Here is a 15000-nt window from a genome sequence, read left to right on the forward strand (position 1 = left end):
TCCTCATCGACCTCAACTAGTCTGCACCAACAGACAACGCATAAAAGTGAAGCGGCCCGGGGAAACCCGGGCCGTTTTGCTTTGCTGAGGGTCAGTGGGAGGTGTTGGCGCTGGCCTCCACGAAAGCCCGGAAAATGGCCCGCATCTCGGCGCGATGGATCAACAATTCGGGGTGAAACTGGACGCCCAGCACGAAGCGGTCGTCCTCGGCCTCGACGGCCTGGATCCCGCCATGAGATTCGCGGGCCGAAATCATCAACCCCTTGCCGGTCCGCCGCACGGCCTGGCGATGAAGGGAATTGACGTTGAGAACGGTGCGTCCGGTGACTTTTGCCAGCCGGGAATTCTCGATGATCTCGATACTTTTACGGAAGATGGCGTAGCCAATCGGTCCGCTGGGATAGGTCTTGAGGATATCGGGTTCTATCTTCTGGAGAATATCCCCGCCGCGCGAGACATTCAGGAGCTGGCAGCCCCGGCAGATGGCCAGGATCGGCACCTGCTTGTCCCAGCAATGGCGTGCCCAGGCCATTTCCAGCTCGTCGCGGCCATTGTCATAGCGCTTCTTCGGATCGGCCACCCCTTCATAAAGGTGCGGATTGACGTCATAGCCGCCGCTCAGCAACAGGCCGTCAATGCGGGCGGGACTGCGCCGGTGCCGCTCGGATATCGCTGTCGGGCGTCCGCCGGCAAGCCGTACTGCAAGCCACAGGGCGGCAAAGACCAGCCAGTCGCCGGAGACGGGTTTGGTAATGCCGATACGCGGTCGGGTCATAAAAACGTTATAGCGGGTCTCGCAGACTATTTGGCTTTCAATTCCGGCGGCAATTCGCCATGGCGGATCAGCGAGCTGGCTATGAACATGATACCCAGCGCCGCATTCGCATCCTCGGGCGGGATAAAGTCGTCCGCAGCCTCGTCGACCTCCTTGCCGGCGTCGAGCACCGACTTCACCAGCTTGACCAGGCGCGGCGCATCAAGTGCGCGGCCCACCAGCTTGCCCATGCGCGTGATGGGATCGGTCTCATCAAGCGGATCGCCCAAATCCTGCCAGGCAGATGACAGGCGCTGGGCGTAATCATCCTTTTCGGCGATTTCCTGGGCTGCCGAAACGAGCCAGAGCAGCGGGATTTTTGATTTGCGGCCGACGGTCGCCTTGCGTGGCGTATCGGTCTTGCCTGTCGCGGTGAGCTGATAGAGATGCCAGGGAAATTCCACACCGCTGGCAATGGAATGGAACAGGCCGGCCCAGAAGCGGGCATTGACCTCGATCAACCAGGCCTTCTCGTCGGGTTTGCCGGTCCAGCGGTAGTCGATCTCGCAAACCCCGTCCCAGTTCAGGTGGGCGAGCAGTTTCCGGGCTTCCTCGAGGAAGGGCGCATCGTCGACGGTCTCGCGGACGACGCCCGCCCCGGTCTTGCGCGGGAAGGAGCGCAGATTGCGATAGGCCATGTGGGCGATGATCTCGCCCTTGTCGCAAAGCGCGCAGAAACAATAATCCTCGCCGTCGACCATCTGCTGGATGACGGGCCAGGGGCGATCGTCCTCGCCGAGATCCTCGAAATACCCGTTCAAGGAGTCCGCATCGTCATGGCGGTCAATGCCGCGCCCGCCGACACCCGACACGGCCTTGGTAAGCACCGGATAAGGCGCGTCGCGGGCGATGTCGCGCACCTCGTCACGGGTTTTCGGCCAGACCGTCAGCGGCGCGCGGACCCCCGCGGCTTCCGCCGTGCCGATGAGGTTGGACTTCGGCTCCACCCCGTCAATGCTCGACTGGCGCGGAATGGCCAGCTTGATCAGCCCGTCGAACCGGTGGGCATGTTCGGCGATGATCCGTGTGTCGGTGAACATCGGCATCAGGACATAGGGCCGATCGTCATCCGGCCGGTATTTGCGGGCCGCCGCGACGAGATCATCGATAAAGCCGTCCGGATCGTCTTCCCAGTCGGCGTGCACGAAATAGTCCGAGCAGTGCGTCGAGCACTGCAGCACCGTCAGGTCGAGCGAGTCGCAGCCAATGACCTCGATATCACGGTCATCAAGCACCTGAGCGGCGCTCAGGGCCATAAGGCTGCGTCCATAGGTCAGGAGGACGCGGCCCTTGTAGCGGCTCTCGTCCTCGGCCTTGCGGCGTTTCGATTTCATCGGATGACATTATCCTGGGCAAAGGCAGCCATGCAGGCATGGTAGCGCGGGTTGGACTGGCGCAGCAGCCGGGCAAATGCGCGCGGTGCATGGTCTTCAAGGCGGACAAGCGCCGCATCAAGCAAACGCAATCGACGGCGTATACCGGCCGCGGTACGGCGGCAGGCCGGACTGCAGGACGTCAGCACGACCAGGCCCATCGCCATCACCGGCAGACCCAGCGGGATCGGGGTGACCGCGATGACGGCACCGGCTCCGGTCAGGAGCAAGCCGCCCGCAATCTGCATGGCGCTGAATAGCGAGCGCGTGAGCGTTGCCTGGGCCGGAATATGGCGCGTTGCGTGTTCCATGACCGGTAAACGCGCCGAACGGCCCGCGCGTTCCCGACCCCCGGCCGCGGGCGCAGTCGGGACCGCTCTGCCGGCGACCAGGACACGCCGGGCCTACCGGCCGAGACGCCAGCCGCCCGCAGGTCCGCCCACAATGAGCTGCGGCGTTTCGTTGTCGTTGGCGGCCGGGTCCATCACGGCCCGGTAGTCTCCGGGCTGAGCGCAGGATGAGAACGTCAAATTAGCAACCGAGAGCCCAGGTGCCCCAGACGGGGCAGCACTGGCGGCTCCGTTGACAAGACAACCACCGAGAACACCGCTGATCGACCCGTCTCCCGCAACCGTCAGCCCTTCTCCGCGGCGTGCATCGCGTTCGGTATAGCGTCCCGGCGCGATCATTCCATCACCCCGGTCAGACCGCGCATCGCGAACGCCCCAGAGTTCACCCACCGTCTCGGCCCAGGGGGCTCCAATCCGGATGTCGCCCTGCAGCGTCCAGTAGCCGGTCAGATGGCCAGCGCGGAAGCGGGCCGCCCCGTCCACTTCGCCCGGGAGCGGGGTGTCCAGGTCTAAGGTCGTGATGGCAGTGCCGGTGTCGATCAGGGCATTGCCGTCCTCGAACACATAGAGCGAGGCACGCGCCAGTCCGGGCCAGACCCCGTCGGGCTGGCGAACCAGCGCGCTCCACCGGCCCGCGGGCAGACCGTTCGCGATTTCCGCTTCATTCGCCGACGGAGCGGGAGCCGTCACGGCCGCACTCGTGGCCGAGCGGATCGCGCCTGTTGCATCGCTGAAGCGCAGGAAGACACGCGCGTTGGCCGGGTCGAACGCGATGCCGCCTGTACTCGTGTCACGGACAAAGGCTGCGAAGAACAGCGGCGTCGAACCTGACATTGGCACGGTCACGCTGGCTGCGCGCGGGGTCACGCAGGCCGCTGTCGCGGAATCGATCTGGCAGAGGTCAATCGTCACCGGCAGCACGGCTGCGCCCGTGTCGGCCGCGACGGTCAGGGTGACATCATTGGGTCCACCCGAACCGTCACCGACGCCGATATTGAGCGCGGCGGCGGAGATGATCCCCACACCCCCGGCAGACGGAATGCGGATTACGCCATCGCCGGATGGTGTCGCACTGCTGGAGAGAATGTCCGGCGTCGGGGCCGCACCGATGTTCAGGAGCACCGAGTTGACACCCACAATCGGGTCGAGACTGGCATTCTCGCAATCGATGACCGGCAGGAAGTCATAGCCGCCCGCTGCGGTCAGAGCCGTAGGCAACAATTCCAGCACGAAGCTGAGCGTGCCGCCTGACGGAAGATCGAACAGCGGGTCAGCGGGGCCGATGGGCATGTTCGAACCGTCGACCTGGCGGTAGGACAAGGTCACGGGCGCACCGGAAGGCGCGGCGACCGTACAGCCTTGCGCCGGGCTGGTCGTGCGGCTGACGACCGAGAGAAAGGCAGACATGGCCGGGCCGCCGACATGGCCCGACCGGGCCCCGGGCAGGGTCGAGGCGACAATCCGGCCGGCTGGCGGTGTATCGAGCGTGAAACGGGCGGAGACCGTCTGGTCCGCATTCATTGGCACGACGCAGCTCGCAGTGGATGTCCCGGCGCATGGCCCGGCCGTCCAGCCCGCGAACGTCGAGCCGGTATCGGCCGCTGCGGTCAGGGTGACGTCAGCACCCACCGTATACTCCTCGGTACAGTCGGTGCCGCAGCTGATCCCCGCGGAGGCACTGGTGACCGTACCGGCCCCGACGCCGGGCAGTGTCACGGTCAGCGTGCGCAGCGTGTCGCTGGCTATAGAGAATTGAGCCGCCGCCTGATTGTCATTACCTGCAAGATCCGTCGCAGTCCCTGATCCGATTTCGACGGTCACAGGGCTCTGGCTGGTTGGCGTGATTGTGACACTGTAGAGCGTCTCGTATCCGGCCGGCCAGCTCCAGGTGTCAGGGGCAAAAGTCAGGTTGGACGCGGTTCCGTTGCCCACGACCAGATCCCCGATCTCAAACCCTGTAACCGGTTCGTTGAAAGTGATGTCCAAGGTGAAGGCACCGCTGACCGGCGCAGCCGCGTTGGTCGCCAGCGTGGCCGTCGCACCGGTGTTGTCGACGATAAAAGTGTTGTTGTTGGCACCCGTCGGAGCTGTATTCACCAGCGCATTGCCCGCCAGGTCGGCAATGTCCGGGGCAGACACTAAAGTCAGCGTGACGACACCATTCAGATCGGCCAGATCGCCTCCTGACGCCGTGACATCATAAGCCGTGTTCGAAAAGGCCTGAGCCGGGAATGTCGGCGTGCCGTTCGACACCATTGACGGCGGGAGACCTGCCGCAACAGGCGAAGCCTGCACCGTTGCGGTAGTCCCATCCAGGTTGAAGTCGGCAGAATCAACCCCGGCGACACTTTCATCAAAGGTCACACGCCAATAAAGTGTGTCCGACCCCGTCGGATTCAGTTCAGTCGGGGCTACCCTCTGAATGGTCGCAAGCCGGGGTGCCATTTGGTCGTACGTGGCGGCAAACCGCACCGAAGCCTGGCTTCCGTTTCCGGCAAGGTCGGTTGCGGCATCGTCAGCGATATCGACTGTGACGATGCCCGAAAGCGAGGGTGTGATCGTGACGCTGTAGAGCGCTTCGTATCCGGCCGGCCAGCTCCACGTGTCGGGGGTGGAGGTCAGGTTGGACGCCGTTCCGTTGCCTACAACCAGATCCCCGATCTCGAACCCTGTAATGGGTTCGTTGAAGGCGATCTCCAGGATAAAGGCCGTATTGACCGAGGAGGGGCCGGACCAGGTGATCGTCGAACCGGCATTGTCAACGACAAAGGTATTGTTGTTTGCGCTCGTCGGCGTGGTGTCGGCCAGAGCATTCCCGGCCAGGTCAGTGATATTCTGGCCCGAAGAAAAGTCCAGCGTCACAGTCCCGTTCAGATCTGCAAGATCACCACCGGAAACCAGGACATCATAATGGCGTGTCCCGGACGTGGCAGCCGGCGCAGATACTCCCGTTTGCCCTTGGGGGTCACTGGCTTGCGGCGTGATTTCGCTGACAATTGCTGTGGTTCCGGTGACGATGAAATCGCCCGCGTCGACCTGTGTAACCTCTTCGTCGAAAGTCACGCGCCAATGTAGCGTGTCGGAACCGGTCGGATTCAGCTCGGTCGGGGCGATCCGGGTGATGGATGCCACCCGGGGCGCTACCTGATCGTTGATGATCGACCAGCTGCGCTCATCGGTGCCGGTTGGCGCGGTGTCGGCCAGCGCATTGCCCGCTGCATCTTCAATATCCTGACCGCCGGCGAAGCCCAGCGTCACGATCGCATTGATGGTGGCGAGATCACCGCCCGAGACCTGTATGTCATAGATGGCGGTACTGACCGCCGTGACCCCCGTCACCGAAGCCGTCGTCCCGGTAACTGCGAAATCATTGCCGGACACGTTCGACACCGGTTCGCTGAATGTCACGCGCCAGGTCAGCGCATCGGCATCGGTCGGGCTGACCGTGGGGGTGAGGCGCGCGATGGAGGCCACGCCGGGGGCGGTCAGGTCCGCCAGAATGGAGAACTGGCTTGCCGCCAGGCTGGGATTCCCGACCGCGTCATTGGCCGCTCCGGCGGCGACATCCACCGTCACCGGCCCGTCACTCGCCGGTGTGATCGTCACCGTGTAGCTGGCCGAAGCGGGAAGGGGCGCGGTCGATGGCGCGCCATCACCGGCCGGAGCGACGGCGGCAAAGTCCGACGCTGTCCCGTTCCCGATGACGAGGTCTTCCACGGTAAAGGCGGTGACCGCCTCGCTGAACGCGATGTTCAGTGTGAATGGGCCAGACGGAATCGTGGCACCGGTCGACAGCGCCACAGACGGCGATGTGTTGTCGAGCGTGTAGGTCGGTGCATGGGTTCCGAACGGTGTCGTGTCGGCAAAGGTGTTCCCGCCATAGTCAGTAATGTTCTGACCGGGTGCCAGGCCCAGGGTCACATCACCATTCAATCCGGCCAGATCACCGCCGGAGACCGAGATCTCATAGCGCGTTCCGCCCGCGTCAGAAGTCACATCGGTGATCGCTGCGCTGGTTCCGGTCACGGTGAAATCCGCCGCATCCACATCGATCGTGTTTTCATTGGTCTGGAACAGCCAGACCAGGACATCCGCGGACGTCCGGGCATCGGCGGGCGTCAGGCGCTGCAGATTGAACACTCGCGGCGGAGTTTGATCGTCATCCACTTCAAGCTGGGCACCGAAGCCGAGATTGCCGGCCGGATCGCTGAAAGCATTACCCTCAAGCAGGATCTCTATCTGGGCATTGGGCGTCGGCGTAATCAGAACCGAATAAGTCGTGCCACTGCCACTGAAGTTGGACGCGGTAGCATTGGTCAGGCTGAGATCGCCGATCACGAAGTCCTCCACGGTTTCGGAGAACTCGATATCCAGCGTGAACGGGCCGGACACGGTCCGGTGGCCGGATGTAACGATGCCAGCCGTTGTGGAGAGCGTCACTGTCGGGCGCGTGGAATCTACCGTGCCGACAAACTGGGTGGCCGCCGTGTTGTCATTACCGGCAGAGTCCTGCGCGGCCCCGGCCGGGATATCGATCGTGAACGGTGAGTCATTGGGTGCCATCGTGACGGTGTAGACCGCGCCCGAACCCGAAAAGTCATACCTCCCGGTATTGCTGCGGACGATATCGTTCACATCGAACCCGGTCACGGGCTCCGAGAAGGTGATGGTGATATCAAAGTCGCCATTCACCAGGGTGCCCGCGGCGGAGGTAATTTCAACGGACGGCACGATGTTGTCGAGCGTGTAGGTAAGCTCCGCGCCTGCCGGAATAGTCCGGTCCATAACGTTGCCGTAGTCGTCCTGGAAATCGGTATCGGCGAGGCCAAGCGTGACGTCTCCATTGAGACCGGCCAGATCGCCGCCGGAAACGGTGACATCAAAGCCAATTGAAAAGCGCGAGACGTTCGTGACTGTCGCGGTCGATCCGGCGACCGTGAAAGCCGAGGTGGGCAGGTCGAAACTTCCATCGATCTGCGAGAAGGTCAGACGCCAGACGAGGCTGTCTGCATTCGTCAGCGATCCAGCCGGCGTCAGACGCGTGATCGACGCCAGCGCGGGGTCAGAATTGCGGACATCAAAGACTTCGTCGGTCGCGGGCTCAGTCCCGGCCAGCGTATTTCCGACACTGTCTGCAATGTCCTGGCTTCCCGAAAAATTGAGCCCGACCTCCCCGTCCAGCGCAGCGAGATCGCCGCCGGATGCCGTGACGAGCCAAGTCGTGGAGCTGGGCAAGGGAGCGGGGAAGGACGCAATTCCGGACGTCTCGGCCTGATCAGCAGCCGGAACAGAGACTGACAGCCCCGCGGTTGTACCTGTCAATGCGAAGTCCGCTGCATCGACCGTAACGGCCTCGCTGAAGGTCACTTGCCAGGTCAGGGTATCGGAGTTGGTCTTGCTGGCCGACGGGGATTGCCGCGCGAACGCGAGCGCCGCAGGCGCGGCATTGTCCATCGTATAGCCCTCGGGTGTGGTCTGCGGACTGCGGACGGTCATTACATTATTGGCCGCATCACGGATGTTTCCGTCCGTCCGGCCATTCAACGTGATTGTCGTGTTACTGAGGCTGTCCAGATTCCCGCCTGACACGGTCACCCGGTAAACCGACGCGCTGACAGGCGTCACGTTGGTGATCGTCGCCGTCGTGTTGGCGGGCGCGTAGTCGAGCGTATAGATATCAAAATCCCCGGCATCGACGTTGGTCACGTCCTCGCTGAAGGTCACCGTGAATGTCAGGGAGTCTGCATTGGTGGTCGCTTCGGACGGGCTGAACCGTGCGACAGAAGCAATGCGCGGATTGGCGCGATCGTAGGCGATCTGGAATTGTGCCGGTGCCACGACTCCGTTTCCGGCAGCATCGGAGAATCCATTTTCGGCCAGGTCGAGCGTCAACGTGCCCTGGGCCCCCTGTTGAGGCCGCGCCCGCATCACGTAGTTCGCGCCACTGCCGGTTACGGACAGCCGGCTTCCGCCACTCATTGTCCAGACACCCGTATTGCCGATATTCGTCATCGGCTCCGAGAACTGGATATTGATGTCGAACTCGCCGGTAACCGGAGCAGCCGCAGCCGTGGACAGTGTTACTGTCGGTCGGGTGGTATCGATGACCGCCGAGAATTGCGGTGCAGCCACATTGCCAAACCCGTCGGAATCGACCGCGGCACCGGCCGCTATGTCCAGCGTCATCGTACCATCGCCGGTGGGCGTCATGGTCACCGAACCTGACCGGCCATTGAATGTGAAGCCGGATAATGTCGCCCCGGATGCCGTCAGGTCACTGACGTCGAACCCGGTAATATTGCTTTCCGAAAACACGATGGTGACGGTTATGGCACTGGTGCAGGGGCAGGCAGCACCGGGTTTGAAAATGCTGACAGTCGGCGGATCGATATCGGCATTGATGGAAAACTGGGTGGCCGCCGTATTCTGGTTCGAGGCCTCGTCGTAGACGGCATTCTCGGGCAGATCGACCGTAACGGGCCCGTCCGCGGCCGGGCGAATGACGATGGTCGCGCCCGTCTGATACCCCTCACCGGTCGATGTGAGGGTGAAGCTTTCGATTGTACCGTTGCCGACGACGATATCGCTCTGGGTCAGCGTGCCGTTGATGATGGAATCGGTCCATTCTGTGGGTGTCGGCGGGAAAGCCAGATTGACCGTGAAGGGCTGGGAAACAGGGGCCACCGCGGCCGATGTAAAAACCGGCGCCGGGCGCGTATTGTTGACATTGACATGCGTCCAGCCGCCCAGCGAAGCGATGGTCGTCAGCGGATTGCCCGCCAGATCGGTGATGTCCTGCCCGCCTGCGAGGCCAAGCGACAAATCGGTATCGGCGATGTCGGCCAGATCTCCACCGGATATTTCGAGGCTATATGCGTTCTCGTAGGGACTGGAAAAATCGGTGATCGTCGCGGTTGATCCCACCACGGTGAAATCGCTGGCGTCGATGTTGTTCACCGGTTCGGTGAAGAGCAGCTGGATGTACTGGATGTCATCGTTGGAATAGAGCGCCGAGGATACGCTCTGAACGCGGGGTGCGGTTACATCCTGGGCCGCGGCCGGACCGGCGATCAGACCCGCTCCTGCCGAAACCGAAAAGCCGACCAGGATCAGTTTGATGAACCCGCGAATCGAAGCCAGCATGGCAAATCCCCTTAACGCCGGGTCTGGTCTGCCCGGCTCCTGATTACGATCAGTGCCCCTTGACGAATGGCGATTGGCACACGTCGGCGATCGTTGAGGAAAGCGTCCCTTGCCCCTGATCGGGAAACAATCACCCAAATGGGTGGCAATGGGGGACACTGATGCCGTCGCCGGTGTAGGGTCGCACGATGATGACAAAGCCAACGGCCCAGTCCGGATTCACGTCCGTCTCAAACCGGATTGCCTATGGCCTGGGCGACACGGGATTCTTGCTCGTCTGGCAGGCGAGCGCCCTGTTTCTCCTGTATTTCTATACAGATGTCCTCGGGATTCCCGCAGCGCTGGCCGGCGCGATTTTTCTGGTTGCGATGATCTGGGATGCGGTTTCCGACCCGTTGGTCGCGGCCTGGGCGGAACGGCGTGCGGCCCGGACCGGGCGCTATGCGCCGATCATGGCCGGGGCGGCCCTTCCCGTGGGCCTGAGCTTTGTCGCCATGTTCGCCGTTCCGGCATCCGGACCCGTCTTGACCGCTATCCTGGCCTTGCTGGCCCATCTGGCCTTCAGGACCGCCTTCACCTTTGCCAGCATGCCTTACAACACCCTGCCGCTCCGGCTTTCCGCAGACAGTGATGAGCGCAGCACTTTGTCCGGCTTCCGCGTCGCCGGCGCGGCCATTGGCGGGCTCGCCGCTGCGATTTGCGTTCCGGTTATCGTGCTGGCCAGCGGTTCTGAAGGCGTTGGCTACCGGGTCGCCGCCATCGTGGTCGGGGCCGTGGCAGCGCTCTGTCTTTACCTGTCGGCCCGCGGCTGTGGAGAGCGAGTCGCCGTACGTGAATCGAGCCGGGCCCGAAGCCTGCGGGGTGATCTTGCTGGTCTTTGGCAGGGGTTGCGCGGCAACGGCCCCCTTCAGCGGCTCGCGGGCGTGATGGCGCTGGGGACAATCGGCTATGCCTTCTTCACCAGCAGCGCTCTCTACTTCGTCAACCACGTCGTGGGCGAACCGGGCCTTGCCGCGGCCTTCCTTGCCATCCCGGCCTTCATGACCTTACTCGCCGCGCCGCTCTGGGTCCTTGTCGCGCGGCGAAGCTCGAAACGCGTTGCGCTCATGTCAGGGCTGGCGGTTGCGGTCACAGGCTATCTGGCACTGTTTGCGGCTCCGAGTGCTCCGGTCGTCGTGCTCCTCAGTGCCGTCGCCATCGCGGGGCTGGGTGGCACCGCCATTCCGGTCATGATGTGGTCGATGGTGCCCGATGCGCTCGACTACGGAAGCCACCATACAGGTGAGCGGATCGAGGCGCGGGCCTTTGGCCTGCTGACCTTCATCCAGAAATGCGCGACGGGCCTGACCCTCCTGGCGGCCGGCGGCCTGCTCGCCATCGCCGGATACGATGCCGATGCAGGCGAGCTGACCGCATCGTCCCGGCTGGCCATCCTCGCCATGACAGCCGGACTCCCCGCCCTGTTCATGGCCGGTATCGTATTGGTGGTTCGGCGCTACCCCGTCAGCCGGGAAACCCACCGCGCGCTGACAGCCGCCCCGCATCCGCCCGGCGGGGCGTTGTGAACAGTGTTCATCCTTTCAGGTGATTGAAGCTTGCGCCCGCGCGGCGCAGCATGGGCCAGTTCAGGTCGAGGCTATTGCCTTGGCCCCTACCGGAGCAGGCCGCGCATGACAGACGCCGCCGACAGTTTCGCCCGTTCACAAGACCCCGCTGATCTGCTCGCCGGGGACATAGAGGCTGTCCGCCTGGAACAGGCCCGCCTCCTGGTTCGGCGCAACCGGCTCTCCTGCCTCATCGTTGAAGGTCTGGTTGTCTATTTTACCGCGCTGATCCTGTTTGCGGGGGATTACGCCTTTGCCGCTATCTGGTTCGTGTTTACCAGCCTCCTCGTCGGAGTGGTCTATGCCTATCCGCGCCTGACCGTGCCGGACGGCATCACGGCGGAAAATTTCCGCCGCTTCCTGCAAGGCCATATCGCGATCTCGACCCTGACCGGGCTGGTCTGGTCGGGACTGGCCATGGCCTATCTCGACCCGAGTTCGCTGCTCAATCTCTTCATCACGATCAACATGGTGGTCTCGATCACGCTTGGCGGCATGCTGCCGAGCGCGGAATACCGGCCGACTTTCGTTGGCCTCGCCAGCGGCATGTTCCTGCCATTCTCGATCTACTGGCTGGTGACGGTGGACGGGCCGGCGCGCCTGATCGGCGTGGGTCTGCTTATATTCTATGGCTTTGGCCTACTGGTCAGCGCGCGTTCGGAAATCCAGACCGTCGAGACACTGGCCGCGGAACGCAACCGGCGGCTCGCCGCCGCCCTGCAGGCCCAGAACCGCATTATCGAGAAAGCCAGCGCTGAAAAATCCCGCTTTCTCGCCGCGACCAGTCATGACATGTCACAGCCGCTCCAGGCTCAGGGGTTTTTTCTGCAGGCGTTGCGCCGTCTGCTCGATCGCCCCGAGCAAACCGAACTGCTCGACAAGATCGAAGCGGCCTGGCGCAGCCAGCAAACCCTGCTTCAGGCGCTGGTGGAGTCCGCGCGGCTCGACAGCGGCGCGATCGTCGCACGTCGCACGGCATTTGATCTCGAGATCGTCACGGCCGGGCTGAAGTCGGAATTCGAAGCCACCGCCGCACGCCGCGGTATCGCGCTGCACGTGGGATCCTGCCCCTTCATCGTCGACAGTGACCCGCTCCTGGTCACGCGGATCCTGCGCAACCTGCTCTCCAACGCGCTGAAATTCACACCCGCAGGCGGGACGGTCGAACTGACGGCGGCAGTCTCGGACGCAGGCGTCCTCGTCGCCGTGAGTGATACCGGCCCCGGCATCCCGGCGGCAGACCAGGACCGCATCTTCGATGACTATGTCCAGCTGACCCGGGCTCGAAACGCACCCGAGCCCGGCCTGGGCCTCGGCCTGCCGATCGTCCGTCAATTGGCCAGCAAGCTGGGGGCTGATTTTAGCTTCCAGTCAGAACCGGGCGCGGGAACCCGGGCGGGGATCGTCCTGCCGCTTGCCGAACCGGGACGGGAGCCTGAAACCGTTGCCGATATTCCCGACGAGATCAGCGGTGCTCCACTTGTCATTCTGGTCGAGGACGAGGCCTCCATCCGCGAAGGGCTGGAAATCCTCCTGACATGTTGGGGTTGCCGGGTCATCGCTGCGGCATCCGGGGACACCGCCATGCAGCTCCTGTCCTGGGCTGATGCCGAACCGTCTCTGATCATCGCCGACCGGCGTCTGGCCGATGGCGAAGACGGCCTCGACGTGGTCGACCGGCTACGCGGGGAAGTCCTCGATGACGTTCCCGCAATCCTCCTGAGTGGCGACATCGTCCAGCATGACGCCATCGCCCGCATGCCCCGGGTGACGCTGTTGCCCAAGCCAGCCGACAGTGACCAATTGCGCGCCGCCCTGATTTCCGCCCTGCATGGGCCGGGGACTGGCTGATCTAGATAAAACCCAGCGCCTGCGCCTTGCGGACACAGGCCGTACGGGTGCGAACCTGCAGGGATTCAAAGATGGCCCGCATGTGAGATTTCACGGTGTTTTCGCTGATATCCAGCGCTTCGGCGATGTCGCGATTGGTCACGCCCTGCCCCATCAGGGTCAGGACGTCCAGCTGCCGGGGGCCAAGCTGGGGCAGTTCGGCTGCGCCAGCCCAGTCGCCGGAATCGCCACCGTCATCGACCAGGCCGGCCTCGGCCACGTCCTGAAAATACGTCCGTCCGCCCAATATGGTTTCGACCGCGTCAAGCAACACGGCTGTGTCAGCGGATTTGTGGACAAATCCGGACGCGCCCAGCCGCTTCATTTCGTTGACCGGGGCTGCGCTGGTAATACCGGACAACATCAGGACCCGGGCGCTTTTGCGCTGGCCGCGTACCGCAGCCAGAAGCGCCAGCCCGTTCATGCCGCGCATGACCAGGTCCAGTACGATCAGGTCGGGCGGTTCTCCGCCCGCAAAGGCTTCGAGGAAACCCGCCGGTTCATCGTAAACCGTGACCTCGCAGTCGATGTCTGACTGGGTCAGCAGGCTGCGGAAACCGTCAGCAAACAGCCTGTGGTCGTCGACAAGGGCGATCTTGCGGGGCCGGCTCATGGCAAGCCTCCGCTGGTCCCCACCGTCACTCTGCCTGCCGGTAGCACGACAGCCCCACTCCTGTTTACACCCCTCTACCGACCGGCTTGGCGGACATTGCCCGGCCCGTCAACACAGGCGTTCAGAAGCGAGATCAGCCGCGCTCCCGGCTGGACCCGCTTTGGCGTTTGCCACACCATGGCGCGCCAAAGGGAGCCGGCATCATGGACAAGGCAGAATATCGCGAAGCACTACACCGCGCGCAGATCAATCTGGTTGACCTGCAACGTCACCTGATCGCGAAGGAGAAGCGTCTCCTTGTCATTCTCGAGGGGCGGGACGCCGCGGGCAAGGACGGCACGATCAAGCGGATCGTTGAACATCTCAGCCCCCGGGAGACCCGCGTGGTCGCGCTCGGCAAGCCGAACGACCGGGACCGGGCGTCCTGGTATTTCCAGCGCTGGGTGACGCATCTGCCGGCTAACGGCGAAATGGCCCTGTTCAACCGCTCCTGGTACAATCGGGCCGGTGTCGAACGTGTCATGGGGTTCTGCAGCGACGCCCAGTACGAAGCCTTTCTCGGCGATGTCGGGGCGTTTGAACGCATTCTCGGCGAGGACGGGCTGGTCCTGCTCAAATACTATCTCGACATTTCCAAGGACGAGCAGATCGAGCGGCTCGAAGAACGCACGAAAAGCCCGCTCACATCCTGGAAGATCAGCCCGATTGACGCCGTCGCGGTCGAGAAGTGGGATGATTATTCGGCCGCGCGAAACCGCATGCTGGACGAGACCTGCACGCCCCTGCCCTGGCGGGTCGTGAAGGGCGATTCAAAGCGCCGTGCCCGCCTGGCGGTCATTCATGACATTCTGCGCAGTGTCGAGAATGCCGGGTATACCCACGCAGTCCCGGATGCTGACCCGGATCGCTTCTGCCTGTGGGATACACCGGGGACCGCGCCAGACTTCCTCGCATCCTGACACGGTCCCGGCGCGAACCCGGACTAGGTGTCGAGTTCGAACGTCACCATCATGTTGACCACGAAGTGGGTGACTTCGCCGTCGGCCACAGTGACTTTTTGTTCCTTCACCCAGGCCCCACGGATGTTGCGCAGCGTCTTGTTGGCGCGCTTGATGCCCTCCCGGACCGCATCGTCAAAGCTCTTGGTGGATGTGGCGGAAATTTCGGTTACGCGGGCAACGGACATGTCAGCCTCCTCGTGTCACGGTTTCTG

Annotated in this window: 9 protein-coding genes; 3 read left to right on the top strand and 6 right to left on the bottom strand. The window is 63.3% G+C overall.

All coding sequences use genetic code 11. From position 1 onward, the window contains the following. Nucleotides 1–91: 91 nt before the first annotated feature. From V0U35_RS00005 to V0U35_RS00020, 4 genes are all read right to left on the bottom strand, one after another. Nucleotides 92–775: a gamma-glutamyl-gamma-aminobutyrate hydrolase family protein gene (locus tag V0U35_RS00005; protein WP_330194552.1), complete on the bottom strand. Its 684-nt coding sequence runs from the start codon at nucleotides 773–775 to the stop codon at nucleotides 92–94. Nucleotides 776–801: 26 nt separating this feature from the next. Continuing rightward, nucleotides 802–2148: a carboxylate--amine ligase gene (locus tag V0U35_RS00010; protein WP_330194553.1), complete on the bottom strand. Its 1347-nt coding sequence runs from the start codon at nucleotides 2146–2148 to the stop codon at nucleotides 802–804. Next, nucleotides 2145–2498, bottom strand: a complete 354-nt coding sequence (locus V0U35_RS00015; RefSeq protein WP_330194554.1) for a hypothetical protein — start codon at nucleotides 2496–2498, stop codon at nucleotides 2145–2147. Before V0U35_RS00015 ends, V0U35_RS00010 begins: the two co-directional genes overlap by 4 nt. Before the next feature lie 93 nt (nucleotides 2499–2591). Beyond that, a complete protein-coding gene (locus tag V0U35_RS00020; RefSeq protein ID WP_330194555.1) occupies nucleotides 2592–9680 on the bottom strand; it encodes an Ig-like domain-containing protein in 7089 nt (2362 codons plus the stop codon). Between the two features lie 188 nt (nucleotides 9681–9868). Between V0U35_RS00020 and V0U35_RS00025 the strand changes: the two genes are divergently transcribed. Continuing rightward, the gene (locus V0U35_RS00025) at nucleotides 9869–11245 is read left to right on the top strand and encodes an MFS transporter (RefSeq protein ID WP_330194556.1); all 1377 of its coding nucleotides are present in this window, start codon (nucleotides 9869–9871) and stop codon (nucleotides 11243–11245) included. Nucleotides 11246–11350: 105 nt separating this feature from the next. Further along, nucleotides 11351–13135: an ATP-binding response regulator gene (locus V0U35_RS00030; RefSeq protein WP_330194557.1), complete on the top strand. Its 1785-nt coding sequence runs from the start codon at nucleotides 11351–11353 to the stop codon at nucleotides 13133–13135. Nucleotide 13136: 1 nt separating this feature from the next. Here the strand turns inward: V0U35_RS00030 and V0U35_RS00035 are convergent, their stop codons facing one another. Further along, a complete protein-coding gene (locus V0U35_RS00035) occupies nucleotides 13137–13787 on the bottom strand; it encodes a response regulator (protein WP_330194558.1) in 651 nt (216 codons plus the stop codon). Between the two features lie 203 nt (nucleotides 13788–13990). On the opposite strand from V0U35_RS00035, the gene ppk2 reads away from it, so the two are divergent. Continuing rightward, the gene (gene ppk2, locus V0U35_RS00040; protein ID WP_330194559.1) at nucleotides 13991–14746 is read left to right on the top strand and encodes a polyphosphate kinase 2; all 756 of its coding nucleotides are present in this window, start codon (nucleotides 13991–13993) and stop codon (nucleotides 14744–14746) included. 23 nt (nucleotides 14747–14769) lie between these two features. Here ppk2 and V0U35_RS00045 read toward each other — a convergent pair whose 3' ends face one another. Then, the gene (locus V0U35_RS00045; RefSeq protein ID WP_330194560.1) at nucleotides 14770–14973 is read right to left on the bottom strand and encodes a dodecin family protein; all 204 of its coding nucleotides are present in this window, start codon (nucleotides 14971–14973) and stop codon (nucleotides 14770–14772) included. Nucleotides 14974–15000 lie beyond the last annotated feature (27 nt).

This window comes from Hyphobacterium marinum, assembly GCF_036330325.1.
In the GTDB taxonomy this organism is placed as follows: Bacteria; Pseudomonadota; Alphaproteobacteria; order Caulobacterales; family Maricaulaceae; genus Hyphobacterium; species Hyphobacterium marinum.

Excerpts from the sequence above, each read along its gene's own strand:
- V0U35_RS00030 (WP_330194557.1), top strand. The coding sequence starts at position 11,351 with ATGACAGACGCCGCCGACAGTTTCGCCCGTTCACAAGACCCCGCTGAT.
- V0U35_RS00010 (WP_330194553.1), bottom strand. The coding sequence starts at position 2,148 with ATGAAATCGAAACGCCGCAAGGCCGAGGACGAGAGCCGCTACAAGGGC.
- V0U35_RS00015 (WP_330194554.1), bottom strand. The coding sequence starts at position 2,498 with ATGGAACACGCAACGCGCCATATTCCGGCCCAGGCAACGCTCACGCGC.
- ppk2 (WP_330194559.1), top strand. The coding sequence starts at position 13,991 with ATGGACAAGGCAGAATATCGCGAAGCACTACACCGCGCGCAGATCAAT.
- V0U35_RS00005 (WP_330194552.1), bottom strand. The coding sequence starts at position 775 with ATGACCCGACCGCGTATCGGCATTACCAAACCCGTCTCCGGCGACTGG.
- V0U35_RS00045 (WP_330194560.1), bottom strand. The coding sequence starts at position 14,973 with ATGTCCGTTGCCCGCGTAACCGAAATTTCCGCCACATCCACCAAGAGC.
- V0U35_RS00035 (WP_330194558.1), bottom strand. The coding sequence starts at position 13,787 with ATGAGCCGGCCCCGCAAGATCGCCCTTGTCGACGACCACAGGCTGTTT.
- V0U35_RS00025 (WP_330194556.1), top strand. The coding sequence starts at position 9,869 with ATGATGACAAAGCCAACGGCCCAGTCCGGATTCACGTCCGTCTCAAAC.
- V0U35_RS00020 (WP_330194555.1), bottom strand. The coding sequence starts at position 9,680 with ATGCTGGCTTCGATTCGCGGGTTCATCAAACTGATCCTGGTCGGCTTT.